Annotated in this window: 10 protein-coding genes; 4 read left to right on the forward strand and 6 right to left on the reverse strand. The window is 68.2% G+C overall.

Annotation, left to right across the window (positions count from 1 at the left end; genetic code table 11):
• Positions 1-21: 21 nt before the first annotated feature.
• Entirely contained in the window at positions 22-5,661 is a 5,640-nt protein-coding gene (locus QHF89_RS11460; protein WP_136969375.1) for a sensor histidine kinase, read from the reverse strand.
• Positions 5,662-6,865: 1,204 nt separating this feature from the next.
• Here QHF89_RS11460 and QHF89_RS11465 point away from each other — a divergent pair.
• Positions 6,866-7,606 (forward strand): sterol desaturase family protein, encoded by a 741-nt coding sequence (locus tag QHF89_RS11465; RefSeq protein ID WP_136935372.1) that lies wholly within the window; start codon positions 6,866-6,868, stop codon positions 7,604-7,606.
• Positions 7,607-8,136: 530 nt separating this feature from the next.
• A complete protein-coding gene (locus QHF89_RS11470; RefSeq protein ID WP_136969376.1) occupies positions 8,137-8,610 on the forward strand; it encodes a hypothetical protein in 474 nt (157 codons plus the stop codon).
• A gap of 31 nt (positions 8,611-8,641) precedes the next feature.
• Here QHF89_RS11470 and QHF89_RS11475 read toward each other — a convergent pair whose 3' ends face one another.
• Positions 8,642-9,430 (reverse strand): ATP-grasp domain-containing protein, encoded by a 789-nt coding sequence (locus QHF89_RS11475; protein ID WP_284720369.1) that lies wholly within the window; start codon positions 9,428-9,430, stop codon positions 8,642-8,644.
• 81 nt (positions 9,431-9,511) lie between these two features.
• Between QHF89_RS11475 and QHF89_RS11480 the strand changes: the two genes are divergently transcribed.
• Complete coding sequence (locus QHF89_RS11480) at positions 9,512-10,018, forward strand: hypothetical protein (RefSeq protein ID WP_284720370.1); 507 nt, start codon at positions 9,512-9,514, stop codon at positions 10,016-10,018.
• A 32-nt stretch (positions 10,019-10,050) separates the two neighbouring features.
• On the opposite strand, the gene QHF89_RS11485 is transcribed toward QHF89_RS11480, so the two are convergent.
• Entirely contained in the window at positions 10,051-10,506 is a 456-nt protein-coding gene (locus tag QHF89_RS11485; RefSeq protein WP_136969379.1) for a carboxymuconolactone decarboxylase family protein, read from the reverse strand.
• Between the two features lie 145 nt (positions 10,507-10,651).
• On the opposite strand from QHF89_RS11485, the gene QHF89_RS11490 reads away from it, so the two are divergent.
• Complete coding sequence (locus QHF89_RS11490; RefSeq protein WP_136969380.1) at positions 10,652-11,710, forward strand: hypothetical protein; 1,059 nt, start codon at positions 10,652-10,654, stop codon at positions 11,708-11,710.
• A 4-nt stretch (positions 11,711-11,714) separates the two neighbouring features.
• Here QHF89_RS11490 and QHF89_RS11495 read toward each other — a convergent pair whose 3' ends face one another.
• From QHF89_RS11495 to QHF89_RS11505, 3 genes are all read right to left on the reverse strand, one after another.
• A complete protein-coding gene (locus tag QHF89_RS11495; RefSeq protein WP_136969381.1) occupies positions 11,715-12,929 on the reverse strand; it encodes a hypothetical protein in 1,215 nt (404 codons plus the stop codon).
• 196 nt (positions 12,930-13,125) lie between these two features.
• Complete coding sequence (locus QHF89_RS11500; RefSeq protein WP_136969382.1) at positions 13,126-13,869, reverse strand: hypothetical protein; 744 nt, start codon at positions 13,867-13,869, stop codon at positions 13,126-13,128.
• Between the two features lie 4 nt (positions 13,870-13,873).
• Positions 13,874-14,605 (reverse strand): LysM peptidoglycan-binding domain-containing protein, encoded by a 732-nt coding sequence (locus QHF89_RS11505; RefSeq protein ID WP_136969383.1) that lies wholly within the window; start codon positions 14,603-14,605, stop codon positions 13,874-13,876.
• Positions 14,606-14,630: the final 25 nt, after the last annotated feature.

Here is a 14,630-nt window from a genome sequence, read left to right on the forward strand (position 1 = left end):
GCTGGCTCGCGTGATTCGCGCCTACACCCCGCAGGGAAGTTCGAGCACGAACGTCGATCCGACGCCCTCGCCGCTCTCGACGCGGATCGAGCCGCCGTGGGCCTCGGCGATCCTGCGGCAGATGTACAGGCCGAGCCCGAGCCCCCCATAATGGCGCACCGGGACGGCGCGCCCGAAGCGCTCGAAAATACGGGCCTGCTGCTCCGGCGCGATCCCGATCCCCTGGTCCGCGACCACGAGCCTCGCGCTGCCGGCCTCCTTGCGGACGCCGATGGTGATGGGTTTGCCGGCGCCGAACTTGATCGCATTGGCGAGGAGGTTCGTGAGGACCTGCTCGAGGCGGGCGCGATCCCACACCCCCACGACGGCCGCGTCGCCCTGGATCCGGACCGGACATCGCGACCGCTTCAGATCGAGGTCGAAGTGCGCGACCACCTCCCGGACGAGGGCGGTGAGATCGAACTCCGTGGTCTCCAGCGTGATCTGCCCGCCATCGAACCGCGAGACGTCCAGGAGCTCCTCGATGAGCCGGTTCATCCGATCGCTCTGGCGACAGGCCCGCACGATCAGATCCTCGGTCGCCTTGCGATTCACGGGCATCTCGGCGCGGGACGCCCGCAGGAGGGATTGAAGCGAGAGCCCGAGCGACGTCATGGGGGTGCGCAGCTCGTGGGAGGCGACCGCGAGGAACTCGTCGCGCATCCGGACGGCCTCCTGCGTCGCGCGGTAGTTCTGCGCGTTCTCCATGGCGATCGCGGCGCGGTGCGCGAGCTCCTCGGCCATGCCGAGATCCACGGCCCTGTAGGGGCGATCCCGCTCGGCGGAGGCGAGGCTCACCGCGCCGAGGATCTGCCCCCGCGCGAGCAGCGGCACGTACATGGCCATCTGGGTCCCGAGCTCACGCAGGATCCTGCCATGCTCCGCGTCCACGCTGTTTGCGCGTAACGTCGCCTCGTCGATGTCCGACATGAGGAGCGGCTCCCCGCTCCGTATCACCCGCGCCGCGGGGTGGGGCGAGCCCGGCGAGGGCGGATACCGCCGCTGAAGCTCTTCGAGCAGCGGCGTCTTCTCCGGGTTCTTGTGGACCCCCGAGACCCGCCGGATGCGCCCGTGGTCGACGATGTCGATCACGCACCAATCGGCGAGGCCACGGACACAGAGATCGGCGAGGGAGCGGAGGACCTGCTCGTGTTCGAGCGACGCGCCGAGGACCTCGCTGGCTTCCGCGAAGAAGGCCGCGCGGCGCTCGTCCTGCTCGGCCGCCTGTCGCGCAGCTTGCTCGCTGGCGAGGAGCCGGGCGTTTTCCATGGAGATCGCGGCCTGCGAAGCCACGAGCTCGAGGGCGCTGAGCCGCTCGGCCGTGAAGGCCCCGGGGACGAGGTTGTTTTCGAGGTAGAGCAGGCCGAACACCTCGGCCTTCCGGAGGATCGGCAAACAAAGCACCGAGCGCGGCTTGACCCGCACGATGTATTCGTCCGAGAAAAACCTGCCTGCTTCGGCGCTGGCGTCGTCGAGGATCTGGCGCTCCTTCGTACGGCGCACGTACTGCACGATGGACGCAGGCACGAGCGCCGGAGGTTCGACGGGCAGGAACGGGAGCATCCTCGCGCGCGCCCCCTCGGCGTCGAGCGTGGCCTCCGCTTCGATGCCCAACGCGCCGCCGCGGACGAGGAGCAGGTAGGCCTTCTGCGCCCCCCCTTGTTCGAGCACGACCCGGAGCAGCGTGTGGACGAGCTTCTCCTGCACGATCTCGCCCGAGATGATCTGCGACGCCTTGACCACCGCATGGAGGTCGAGCTGCTCGACCCGCACGGCCAGGGTGGCCATCGGCGCGCCGGGCCTTTGTTCGAGCAGGTGCGGATGCATTCGGTCGAGGCTCCGCACCTTCCCGTCGGCGCCCCAGCGCGCATAACAGGCGCGGGCCTCCCGGAAATAGGTGTCGGCGATGAACACGAACCCCCGATCCCGATAAAACCGGGCGGCGAGCTCCCACGAGATCCCTTCGTTCTGCACGAAGTCGTTCTCCCGCGCCGAGCGGATGGCCTGCTCGTAGAGCCGCATCGCTTCTTGATCACTCCCCTCGATGCGGGCGATCTCGGCCGAGACGAGGGCATATTTGTTGAAAAAGCTCTCGGGGCAGTTGTCCGCCCAACCACGGAACGCCTGCTGATCGGCGCGCAGGGTCGCCATGGCGTCCGCCTGCTCCTCGGGCGGCGCCTTGTGATACCGGGCCGCGAGCGCGAGCGCACCATAATAATGACACTCCGAGACCTCGTCGAACGACGGGCAGGACCAGAGGAGCGAGCGGGCCTTCGTCGCCGCCTCCACCGCCTCCTCGGAATCCCCCGCCAGGAAGCGCGCCTGCGCCTTCCAGACGTAGTACCAGCAGACGGCGCTCGCCATGCCCCCCTCGCGCTCGGCCAGGAAGGCTTCGTACGCCGCCTCGTCGAACCCCGCGCCGTCGAACGACCCGAAATGCGCCGTGAGGCCACGCAGGTCCTGGAGGAGGCGCTGCTGCACGACGATGATGCTCTCCCAGATGCCGATCTTCGCCTTGCGCACGAACGAGAGCACCCGCTCGGACTCGCGAAACACCTCCTCCAATCGCTCGCCCTTGACGATGAGGGAGGTAATGAGGTCCTTGCCGGCGTACGCCGCGTACATCGCATCGCCGACCTCCTGCGCCGCGGCGAAGGCGCTGTCCACCACGGCCCTTCGCGTGGAGATGGGTCGCGTCCAGTACGAGAGGAGGAAAAACGCGAGGAGCACCTTGGCCTTGTCGCCGGTCAAGCCACGCGTCTCGACCAGGTCATAACCGAGCTTCCCGAAGCGAAACCCCAGGCGATACTGGCCAAACTCGGGCCCGAGGAGCATGCCGAAGAACACGTACGCGAAGCTCGACCCCGCGGCATTCCCGTACGTCAGGCTCAGGTTCACGCTATGGCACGTCGCCAGGCAGAGGAGGTTGTTGTCGGTGTAGAGCGCAGGCGCCGTGAGGGCCACGAGGAGGTCGAGGGCCGCCTTGCCGTCGGGATCGGTGAGGAGCGGGAGATCGATGAGATCCTCGATCCGCCGCTCGCCGAGCGTCTGCCAGATCCTGCCGTACTCCTGTTCGACCTCCGCGCGGCTCGGCCGCGGTGAGAGCACGATCCCGAAGGGACGAAGGCCCGTGATCGCCGCCGCGACGGCCTCGTCGTATTGGTCCTGGATCGTGTGCAGATAGACTTTCACGCTCGTCGCCCGCGCGTGATCGACGTACGTCCTCGCGTGGCGGAGGACCACCGAAAGCAAGCCCTCGGCCGCGGGGAACCCGCCGCTCGCGACCTCGCTCTCGGCGCGCTCCAGGTGGAGGCCAAACGTGAGATCGTATTGATGCTCCCAGCCATCGGAGGCGAGCAGCGCCATGCCCGCCGAGAAGTACTTGATGGCCGAGAGGTAGGCCGTGGAGGCCTTGGCCTTCCGCCCAGCCATCAGGTTGAGCTCCGCGACGTGATCTTTTTCGTCGCGGGACGCGAGCAAGGACGCGCCGAGGTTGTGCTGGTTGGCGATGTCGAAGATCCTCTCGTCGAGCTCCTCCCGCGACGCGCGGGCGACGAGCAGCCGGCCGATCCGGAGGTGCAAGAGCGCCCGCTCGTCCTCCGGGAGGAGCGAATACGCCGCCTCCTGCACCCGATCGTGGAGGAACTTGTACGTGTCGTCGAGGCGCAGGACGAGCCCCTCCCGGACCGCCTCCCACAACGCGGCGTGGGTCTCGCCCTCCGATCGGCCGTCGATCCTCGAAAGGACACGCGTCTCCGCGATGTTCCCGACGCAGGCGGCGACCTTCATGACGTCCTGCGTGGTCGCCGCGAGGCGCCGCAATTTCGCCACCATCAGGTCGACGACGTTGTCGGCGTAGTTCTTCGCCTGGATCTTGACCACGTCCCACGTCCAGGCCCCCGATCGCGGCTCGAACGTGATCAAATGCTCCTGGTGCAACGTCGTGAGGAACTGGATCGCGAAAAAGGGATTGCCGGCGGTCTTCTGGTGCACGAGCTCGGCGAGCGGCGTGACCTCGTCGACGCGGCGGTGGACGGTGTCCGCGACGAGCTCGGCCACGTGCGCGGGCGAGAGCGGCGCGAGGACGATGTCGCGCACGGCGACGCCGCTCCGCTTCACCTCGTCGAGCATGTGCACGACCGGATCCGAGGGGCTGACCTCGTTGTCGCGGTAGGCGCCGATCAGGAAGAGATACCTCGTGTCGGGGTGCGTGAGGAGGTGCTCGAGCAATTCGAGGCTCGCGGCGTCCACCCATTGCAGATCGTCGAGGAAGACGGCGACGGGGTGCTCCTCGCGGGCGAACACGGAGACGAGCTGCCGGAAGACCATGTGGAAGCGGCTCTGCGCCTCGGCGAGAGGCAGCACCGGGACAGGCGGCTGGCGGCCGATGACGAGCTCAATCTGGGGAATCACATCGACGATGAGCTGACCGTTCCCCCCGAGCGCGGCCCGCAGCCGCTGCCGAAAGGCCTCGATGCGCTCGTCGGTCTGGGCGAGCAGCTCGCCCACGAGGTCCCGGAAGGCCTGGGCGATCGTGGCGTAGGGAATGTCGCGCTTGTATTGATCGAACTTCCCCGAGACGAGGAGGCCCTGCGCCCGGAAGACCGGCTTGTAGAGCTCGTGCACGAGGGACGACTTGCCGACGCCGGAGTAGCCGGAGACGAGCACGAATTCGGGGGCGCCCGTGGCGACGACCCGTCCGAACGCCCCGAGGAGCACGGCAAGCTCCTCGTCGCGGCCATAAAGCTTCTGGGGGACCTGAAAATGGTCCGCGACATCGCGCTCGCCCAGGGGAAACGGCTCGATCCGGCCCGCCTTTCGCCACGCGTCGAGGCAATCCGCGAGGTCGTGCCGGAGCCCGGAGGCGCTCTGGTAGCGCTCCTCGGCGACCTTGGCGAGCAGCTTCAGGACGATCCGCGCGAGCGCCTCCGGCACGGCCGGCGCGAGCTCCGCGGGGGAGGCGGGCGAGCGTGCAATATGGCAGTGCACCCACTCGAGGGCGTCCGTCGCCTGGAAAGGCAGCCGGCCCGTCAACATCTCGTAGAACGTGACGCCAAGGGAATAGAGATCGGAGCGAGGGTCGATCGCCCGGTTCATCCGTCCGGTCTGCTCCGGCGACAGGTAGGGCCAGGAGCCTTCGATCAGGCGCAGCGGCTGCGCGGCCTGCGGCTCGCGAGGGAGGCGCGAAGCGATCCCGAAGTCGGCGATCTGGACGGCGCGGGTGGCGGGATGGACGAGGATGCTCGCCGGCTTGAGATCTTTGTGGATGACGTTCTCCGCGTGGATCTCCGCGACGGCCTGCGCGATGGCCACCGCGAGCGGGAGAAACCCGTCCACGTCCATCGGCGCCCCGAGGAGGTCCGAGAGCGGCACGCTGCCCGCGTCTTCCGTGATGAGGGCCGGCGAACCTTCGAGGGATTCGAACGCGAGCGTCTTCGCGACCGCGGGGAGGTCGAGCGTCCTGCCCATCTCGTACTCATTTCGCAGGCGCTCGAGATCCCTGGGCCGGCATCGCCGCGGATCGAGCCTCTTGACGAGCACGGGACGTTGATCGGCATCCCGACGTCCCCGCGACACGGCGACGCCGTCATGGTCGGAGAGCGTCTCGGTCAGCGTGTACATGAAAGGCACCGACTCCCGGTCCTCGGTGCCCCTCTCTTCATCCCTCTCTGTCACCACAGACGCACCCGGTCGGCAAGACCAGGGCACGGGCCACCGCGGGCGAAACCATAAGCCTCCGCCACCGTTTCCGCTAGCGCCGCAGCTTCCGCGTCCCGCGGCCGGGCATGGTCGGTCGCCGCGCCCGGGGCGCTGCCCCGGACCCCGCGGGGGGCTGTCCGCCCCCTCGACCCCGGACCAGGCACAGCCTGGACCGAGGGTTGAAAAACTGCGCCACGCGCAGTTTTTCAAACGGGCCGACGAAGAACCCAGGTTGCCAGCAGAACCCGCCGCGCGGCCGTTTCGGTTGGCAACGCCGCTGCTGGTCTTGACCGGGCCTGTTCGATGAACTGCGCATCGCGCAGTTCATCGAGCTTGGGTCCAGCCCCTGGCTGGTCCGGGTCCAGGGGCGGACAGCCCCTGGTGGGGCCTGGGGCAACGCCCCAGCGGCCAGAGAAGACCCATGCTCCGTTCTCCCCCTTGCCGATCGGGATCGCTGCGCTGCCACCACGGCCAGCGACGTTGTTGGTGCGGGAGACGGACCTCGGCGGTCGGGTGGAAGAGCTGCGCGTCGGCTCGGCGAACACGTGCCCTCGGGCGTCGACGATGCGTGTTTGGCGGCGCGACAAACACCTCCACAGGGTGACGGACCGAGGGACGCGGCGTGTTTCCTGCCGTTGGCCTGCGCGCGTTCGGGTTGTCCTCCGCGACAAGCTCCCTCGACGGCCGACCGCGCGTGTGCGGCAGCTCGACAAGGACCCTCGGCCGCGTCCGGTGCTTGTCTTTGGGCTCGACCTTCCCCCGGGAACACGCTCCGCCGCTTGTCTGGCGGCGAGACGCTTGCCCTTCCGCGCCGACACACCTTGTTCGGGCGTCGTGACGGAGGTCCCACGGCGTCGATGTGCCTTGTCGCGGCGCGGAACAGACGAGGACGAGACCCGATGTCGCCTGTCGAGGATGCGCAGAGGCAACGGCGCGGGGAGAACCGATCGAGGCCGAGCCCCGCGCAGCGCTCGTGGTCTCCCCCCGGGGCTCGTCAGCGCTGCGGACTTCGTTGGCAGGGTTGTCGCCGGTCTTGTCCGCGGGGGGATCGCCGATTGAGCGCCGGCCCTGGGGCTGCTACCGTCGCCGACGGCCACGCCGACGATCCTTGCGACGCGAGCTTTTCATGCCCCACCTCACGCTTCCCACGATCTTCACCATGGCTTCGACGCTCGTGTTCCTTGTCCTCGAGCGCGTGCGGCCTGGGCGCGTCTTGCCGCACGTGCCTGGCTGGCATGCGCGTGCGCTCCTCCTGAACCTCGCGCAGCTCGGGATCACGCTCGCGTTGAACCGCGTGTGGGTGCACGTGTTCCAGGGAGCGTCGCTCTTCACGGTTTCTGCGCTCGAACGACCGTGGCTCGAAGGGCTCATCGCTTGGTTCGTGGGCACCTTTTTCTATTACTGGTGGCACCGCCTGCGCCATGCGAACGGCTTCTGGCGTATCTTCCACCAGATCCACCACTCACCCGCGCGTATCGAGATTCTCACGTCGTTCTACAAGCACCCTGTCGAGATGGCCTCGGATGCGCTGCTCAGCGCGACGATTGCGTACCTCCTGCTCGGCATCTCGCTCGAAGGCGCGTTCTGGTTCAACTTCTTCGCCGCGACGGGGGAGTATTTTTACCACGGCAATTTCAAGAGCCCGCGCTGGCTGAAGTGGTTCATCCAGACGCCCGAGCTGCATTCCGTGCACCACGAGCTCGACGTCCATCGCTACAACTTCTCCGATTTGCCCCTGTGGGATCGGCTCTTCGGCACGTACCGGGACGCGGACGCGTTCGCCCCGCAGTGCGGGTTCCCCGGCACGAACGAGCGCAAGCTCGGCGCGATGCTCGTCTTCCGGGACGTCTATCACGATCCCTCCTGAGGGCGCTCCGGGCGCGGCGCACGGCTGAGCATGGGTCTCATCGTAAGCCGCCGCGCCGGGGCGCTGCCCCGGACCCTGCGGGGGGCTGTCCGCCCCCTCGACCCCGGACCAGGCACAGCCTGGACCGAGGGTTAAAAAACTGCGCCACGCGCAGTTTTTCAAACGGGCCGACGAAGAACCCAGGTTGCCAGCAGAACCCGCAGCGCGGCTGTCTCGGTGGGCAACGTCGCTGCGGGTCTTGACCGGGCCTGTTCGATGAGCTGCGCACCGCGCAGTTCATCGAGCTTGGGTCCAGCCCCTGGCTGGTCCAGGTCCAGGGGCGGACAGCCCCGGTGGGGTCTGGGGCAAAGCCCCAGCTCCGCGCCTCCCCAGAGGAGACCCATGCTCAGCCGCGGCGCAGCGCAAACGTCCCTTTTTTCGCCACGTTGGAGCGCCTTCGAAAAAAAGTCGACGGCCGTGTCGATCTCGCGCCTCCTCGTTCGACGTGAAGACAGCGCCAGGGCGAAACGCCCGGTCGAGGGAGAAGAGACATGAACTGCAAGCGCATCTCGATGGCCGTGTGTCTGTTCGTCGCCGCGTGTGGGGGAGAAGACCCGGAGCCCGCCGCGGAGCCGACCGCCTACGAGGACATGAGCTTCGCGGAGCGCGTCGTCTTCATGAACGACGTCGTCATGCCGGAGATGAAGGAGGTCTTCGTCGCGTTCGACGCCAAGTTCGAGGCGATGGACTGCACGACCTGCCACGGCCAGGGCGTGACGGATGGCACCTATGCGATGCCGAGCGCGCACATCACCCCGCTCCCCGGCACGGAGGAGGCGTTCCTCGAATACGTCAAGGATCCGGAGGCGGCGCGGTGGAGCCAGTTCATGTTCGACGAGGTCATGACGCGCATGGCCGCCTTGCTCCAGGTCCCCACGTACAACCCCGAAACCCACGCGGAGGGGTTCTCGTGCAGCAACTGCCATACCCATACGGTGGAGGTTCCGCCGGGGGGGACGCCTTGAGGCGGGGATAGGCGTCGCGCGGGCGGACGTCTCAGCCGACGCGGCGCACCCAGCGCGTTTCGGCCTCCGACAACATGCCCCGCGCCACGCTCGCGCGCCGCAGCACGGAAAGTACACTCGCCGGGTCGGATCCGCAAAGCCCGGAGGCCCACGCGGGGTTCGCCTCGACCACGCCCCAGCCACGCCCGGCCATGCGCCCGACGTCCACGACGACCGCGGGAGGCATCTCCACGTCAGGGTCGTCGAGCACTGCGCGGATCGAGGCCGACGCCGCCTCGATCTCCGCGGGGTCCGCCTCCCAATCGCCCGCGGCATTCCGTGCGATCTCCCCACCACGAATGTAGGGCGAGAAGGCCGCCACCTCGCGCTCGCGCACGAAAAACCGGAACTCCACCTCGAAGACGACCGGCTCGCTCACCAGCACGGGCAGGTCCGGCGGCAACACCGGGTCCGGATCGAGCGCGGCGCCGTTGGCGTAGACGCGGGCGGGGAAGCACTTTTCGTCGGTCGGCTTGATGAACACGCGCTCCTGGATCGACAGGGCTTCCGAAAGCGTCGTGAGGCGCACGTCACGGAGGCGGTGGCGCTGCGGGAGCCGGGGCAGCCAGTCGCTCGTCGGTTCGAGGAGCACGAGGCAGAGGTCGTCCATGATCGCGTCGGCGAGGATCGTCTCGCCGTAGAACACCGGGGCGCGCGCGGCGAGGCCGTCCGGGCAACGGAAGGCGTGAAGGCGCTCGACGTCCCAGCCGGCCGCGAGCGCAGCGGCGAAAAGCGCGTTCGAGTCGGGGCTGTAGCGATGGGAGAGGACGAGCGTCGGCACGAAGCGAGGGTACACCGAGTCGGCGTCCGCGACCGTGCTTGACCGCCCTTCGGCCCCCCTGGCATAAACGATCCACCTCGCGTGCCCCTCGATGTCCGCCCACGGCTCGCCGCCCTGTTCGTCACCTGTGCCGCTTGCACCGGCGTGCCCCCCGCACCGGCATCCCCGCCGCCCGCGGCTCCGGCGGCGACGGCCCCTGCTGCAGACGATCCGCATGTCCCCTCGGCTGCGGCGCAAGCTTCGAGCGTGCCGCCGCCCGCCCCCGCGGACGTCACGCCCGCCGGGCCTCCGCCCTACCCGGAGGCGTGGATCCACGAAGCCGAGGCCACGAACCACGCGCTGAGCTGTCACGAGCTCATCTACAAGCAGGGCTGCGCGGAGCTGCGGGTCGGCTCGGTGACGGTGGTGGTCACGCTCGCGCCCGACGGAAAGGTCCTCCGCGTCGATCAGGTCGACAACACGGTGGACAACGAGCCGGAGGTCGTCTGGCGTTGCCTGGCGCGGAAGCTGCCGCAGTGGAAGGTGCACGCGCCGGAGGGCACGTCGCCGACGTTCCGGCTGACGCTGCACTTTCGGGACAAGTGCTGAAGGCGCGCGACGCGCGCCCCGGCATCACGCGACTACCAGACCGTGCCAGCGACCTGCTTGGTGGTGGCCATGAGGCGGTTGAACAGGTTGGTCAGGCCAATCATCAGGGTCAAGGCCGCCAGCCCTTGCTCGTCGTAATGCTTGACGGCCTCGTTCCAGATCTCGTCCGGGACCGGATCCGACCGATCGCTGAGCCGCGTGGCGGCCTCGGCGAGCGCCAGCGCGGCGCGCTCGGCCTCGGTGAAGTAGGGCGTTTCCCGCCAGGCCGCCACGGCCAACAGCCGCTCGTCGCTCTCGCCGGCCTTCTTGGCGCTGCGCGCGCCCGAGTCGACGCAATAACCGCATCCATTGATCTGGCTCGCGCGCAGATGGACGAGCTCGAGTGTCCTTTCCGGCACGCCGCCTTTCTTCGCGGCCTTGATCACATTGAGAAGGGCGGGCATCGCCTCGGGAAGGATCACCGCCGGGTTTTTCATCCGTGCCTGCATGGTTGCTCTCCTAGGTCAGATCGACTGGGAATCGTTCAGCACTGCGATGACGGACCACGACGAGGGAATGTGACCGATGGACGAGAAATATTTTCTGGCCGAGCGCTTCGAGGCCAGCTCGTGGGGGGGTGGTAGGCTTGGCGCCATGGCGCGCAAGGCGGAGGGGCAGGGGCAGCGCGGAAAGCCGTGCGCGCTCCTCGTGGCCACGCTCGTCGGGACGCTCTCGGGGTGTGGTCCGCAGGAGTGTCACAGCACGCTGCTCGAGGTAGAGCACTCGGCGGCGGGTGTTCCGAGCCCTGCGATCGCGCCCGGGGCGACCACCGAGCTGCATTTGCAGGGGCTGCGTCGCCTGGGCTGCGACGGTTCGCTGAGCGCGAGCGCGTACTTCCCGCTGCGCGTGACGAGCGAAGCGCCTGCGACGCTCGAGGTCGTCGAGCAACGCCCCGGTCGGCTCGTCGTGCGCGGCCATGCGGCCGGCCTCGCGACGCTGGTCCTCGACGGCCACGGCGAGCGCGCGCGCATTTCCGTGGTCGTCACGCCCGCGGTCCGCGCAGAGATCCTACAGCCCCTCGCCGGCGCGCCCCCGAATGCGCCCGTCTTGCTCCTGGCCGGCGCCGACGTACGGCTGCCGGTTCGCGCCCGCGACGCGCAGGGGCGGGACGTGGTCGGCGATCGCGCCATCGAGGCCACGCGCGCCGAAGGTGCGGTGACGTTGCTCCCGGGCACCGGGGCGGAGCTTCACGTCCGCACCGAGCGCGCGGGCGAGGGCCAGATTGCGCTGCTTGGCACGTCGATCCGAACGGAGTCGGTCGAGCCGAGCGCGGTCGCGGCGATCGACCTGGACCTTCAGGCGGACGACACCAGCATCGGATATGGCTGCATCGCCCCGGCGCCGCGCTTCGACCAGCCGGTAAGCCTCCTGCACCGAGGCGAGCGGCGGTTCCTTTTCGTGCGGCTGCGCACGGGCGACGGCCGCGCCATTGCAGGGATGGTGGACGCGCCACGCTCGGCGACGCCGGAGGTCTGCACCCTCGCGCCCGCAGAGAAGCCGGAGCGCGCGCGCGAGGTCCTCGAATTCAACCTCCCGCTCGCGCGAGATTATCAGCGGTCGGCGTGGGAGCTTCGCGCCGTCGCGCGCGGCACGTGTCGTGTCGAGACGCGCGTCGGCGAGGTCGTCGCGCAGGCGCTCGTCGAGGTCGACTGAACGGTCATTGGGGCTCCGTCGCCCGCAGGAGCAGTTTTTGGAGGGTGTCCCCGTCGAGCACCGTGAAGACGGAGGATTGGCCTTCGTGGTGCACGTAGATCCCGGTTTGCATGGCGATCGCGAGGGCGAGCAGCTTGACCGCCGGCATTCCCTCGGGCTTGCTGGTGTCTCCCTCGACGGCGCGGAGGGACGCCTCGTCCGTGTACACGGCGAGGTTGCCCTCGTGGCGGGGCATCTTCCCGCCCGCGTTGTTGTAATAGAGGACCGACCGCAAAAGCTCCCGTTCGAAGACCTCGTGCGCCTTGGCATGGTCGATCCCGTAGGCCTCGGGCGTCCATATCGCGATCAGCGCGGGGCCGAGCTTCTCGTTGTTCGGGATCCCCGTCGTGAGGACGGGATCCAGCGTCTTCGCCATCCGGATCTCGGGCACCGCCGTTCCCTCCGCGGGCGCCGAGGCCCGCGGGCGCTGGCCCTCCACGGCATTTCGCACGTGCTCCTCGGTCGCGAAGCGCTGGAACTTGTTCTCCATGCGCACCCCGGCGAGGCGCTCGGCCTGCCTCATGGCAGCGTCCTGCTCGCGCGAACCTTGCCCTCGCACGTAAAATCCACCAACCCCCACGGCCATGAAGCCCAGGGAGACAGCCCCCGCCGCGGCCGACGGGACGGGCGGCGAGGGGTCGTTCTTCGTGGCCGCGAACAAGACGCCCGCGCCGATCATCCCGACGATCCCGACGATCCCCAGGCCGAGCCCGAGGTTCTTCTTGCTTTGCGCGCGGAGCACGTCCGTTTCGTAAAGCTCGAGGGCGCGGGCGTGGCTCTGGCGGACGCGCTCGCGCTCCTGGTCGTACGCCGTGACGAACGCCGCATCCCGGGCGATGCGCAGGGCGCTGAGCGCGTCGATCTCCGTATCGCCCTGGTAGACGTGCCATTCGTGGAAGGGGACCTCGGTCGGCTCCGTCGTGTAGACGACCTCCTTGCCCACGTACCTGCCGCTCGCGCTGTAGACCTGGCGCTCGCCGACACGGACCTTCTTGTCGACCGTGCGCACGGAGTCCTTGGCCTCGAAGCGGAGCGGTTTCCCATTCGACAGGTGCGAGACCTGGTACTCGTACATCGCGGGCGCCTGCGGCGGCGCCGGCGGCGCGCACCCTCCGAGCGCGGCGCCGAGCAAGAGCCCTCCCCAAAGATTCCTCGTCGATTCCGTAGATCCAGGATGCATGCGCATGACCTCGGTTGCCCTTACGACAAAAGCCGTGCCAGCATCCGAGAGACGCGCGCAGCCGCAGAATCGAGGGGGCTGTCGCCGGGCACAGTCACGCCGTCATGACACTTCGGTGTCATGCGCGCGTACCACTGTAGCGTCCGCGTACCACACGCAACCAGGTCGAGGGCCCCCCGAGGGTATTCGGCGGCGGCTAATCCTCGTTCCAGGTCGGGGCCACATGAAACCCTTTCCCCCGGAGGATCTTGTGGTTCTCCTGGAGGAGCGCGGCGCGGAGCGGCCCCGTCTGCGTATCGATGCTCTCCTGGATGTTGTCCAGGCGCGGCTCGATGAAATCCTTGATGGCCGGCTCCTTCGTTCCCTGGAGAACGGCGAACGACTTGTTGTATTCGGCTTCCTCGTCCGCGAGGCCACGAATCAACGAGCCTATCTGGGCGACCCTCGCCGCGTCCATCCGGACGGTCGGAACGACGCGGGTGCCGTTCGGCAGCGACATCCCAGCCCCTCCGCATACGGCCCATATCACGCGGCGTTGACCCGGCGGAATCACGATCCTGGAGAGCGAGTAATAGGCCTGATGCTCGCTGAGCTTGCCGTTCTGCTGGTCCTCATACCCTACGAGGGTCGTGCCGTAATCGACCTGAAGACGCGCGTTCTTCGGCGCGTGCACGCAGAACGCGCCATGAAAGAGGATCCGGGTCAGCCAGTAGGGGGTCGGCGTCGTCCCGCCGTTGCAATCCGGGACCATGTCTCCAGCCATCACGGCCTGGCTTGGCTTGGATTCTGCCGCTCCCGGTTGGGAGGCCTTGGCGTTCGCCGAGGCCAGAGGCAACGTGTCCGCTTCGGCTGCGGGCGCGGGGACGGCCGAAAGCGTCCCGAGGACCACGGCGAGCCCAAAGCATCGTCGAAGTATCGAACCCCTCGTCTCGTTCTTCATGGCTCTACTCCAGCATGGCGCTGCAATCACGCGCAGAGGCCTCCGGCTGGTCGTACGGCAAGGTCGCAGGGAGATGGCTGCACGACGCGCCGCCGTCGAGGAACCTCTTCGCGACCCCGAGGCACTCATAATAACAAAGCGACTGGAACTTGCCGCATACGGCGACGGCACAACGATGCAATTCGTTCTCCGGCTGCCCGAACCACTTCGGTGGCGTCTCCCTCGCGACGGCGCTGCTCGCGGCGGACACCTGGGCGTAGCCCGGGAGCGCTGGGGTTGGCTGGGGAGGCCTGATCCCGAGAGGGCGCATTTCGGTCGCGATCTGCCCGAGGTCGTCCAGGTCCACCCGCTTCTTGCGCGCGATCATCTCCGCGATCTCGCGCTTGAGGGGCAAACTCCGCCGCTCGTAAAGGACGCCTGCCGGCGTCGCGAGCTCCTGGGGCAACACGATCCTGGTCTTCGGCCAGATCGTCCCGGTCCCGAACGGCTTGGGCGGGACGCCACGCTTGCTGGCGTCGAGCATATATTTGTCGTGCGCTTCTCGCAGGACGGCCTCGTTTTTCTTGAAGATCAGCTTGAAAGCCGCTGGGTCGCCGTAATAGCGCGTCGCCACCAGGTAGAGGGTGTCGGAATCGGTGATCTCGTACACGAGCTCGTTCGGCTGGCCGGCGCTCGCCACGGTGCATGTGCCGGCGACGAGCATGGCGACCATCAAGGTGCGCCGAAACATCTTCATTCGAATCATTGGTCTCCAAGTCCTC

It is taken from the genome of Polyangium sorediatum, from assembly GCF_029946465.1.
In the GTDB taxonomy this organism is placed as follows: domain Bacteria; phylum Myxococcota_A; class Polyangia; order Polyangiales; family Polyangiaceae; genus Polyangium; species Polyangium fumosum.

Coding starts and splice junctions, on each gene's coding strand:
- QHF89_RS11460 (WP_136969375.1), bottom strand. CDS start 5,661: ATGTACACGCTGACCGAGACGCTCTCCGACCATGACGGCGTCGCCGTG.
- QHF89_RS11465 (WP_136935372.1), top strand. CDS start 6,866: ATGCCCCACCTCACGCTTCCCACGATCTTCACCATGGCTTCGACGCTC.
- QHF89_RS11470 (WP_136969376.1), top strand. CDS start 8,137: ATGAACTGCAAGCGCATCTCGATGGCCGTGTGTCTGTTCGTCGCCGCG.
- QHF89_RS11485 (WP_136969379.1), bottom strand. CDS start 10,506: ATGCAGGCACGGATGAAAAACCCGGCGGTGATCCTTCCCGAGGCGATG.
- QHF89_RS11490 (WP_136969380.1), top strand. CDS start 10,652: ATGGCGCGCAAGGCGGAGGGGCAGGGGCAGCGCGGAAAGCCGTGCGCG.
- QHF89_RS11495 (WP_136969381.1), bottom strand. CDS start 12,929: ATGCATCCTGGATCTACGGAATCGACGAGGAATCTTTGGGGAGGGCTC.
- QHF89_RS11500 (WP_136969382.1), bottom strand. CDS start 13,869: ATGAAGAACGAGACGAGGGGTTCGATACTTCGACGATGCTTTGGGCTC.
- QHF89_RS11505 (WP_136969383.1), bottom strand. CDS start 14,605: ATGAAGATGTTTCGGCGCACCTTGATGGTCGCCATGCTCGTCGCCGGC.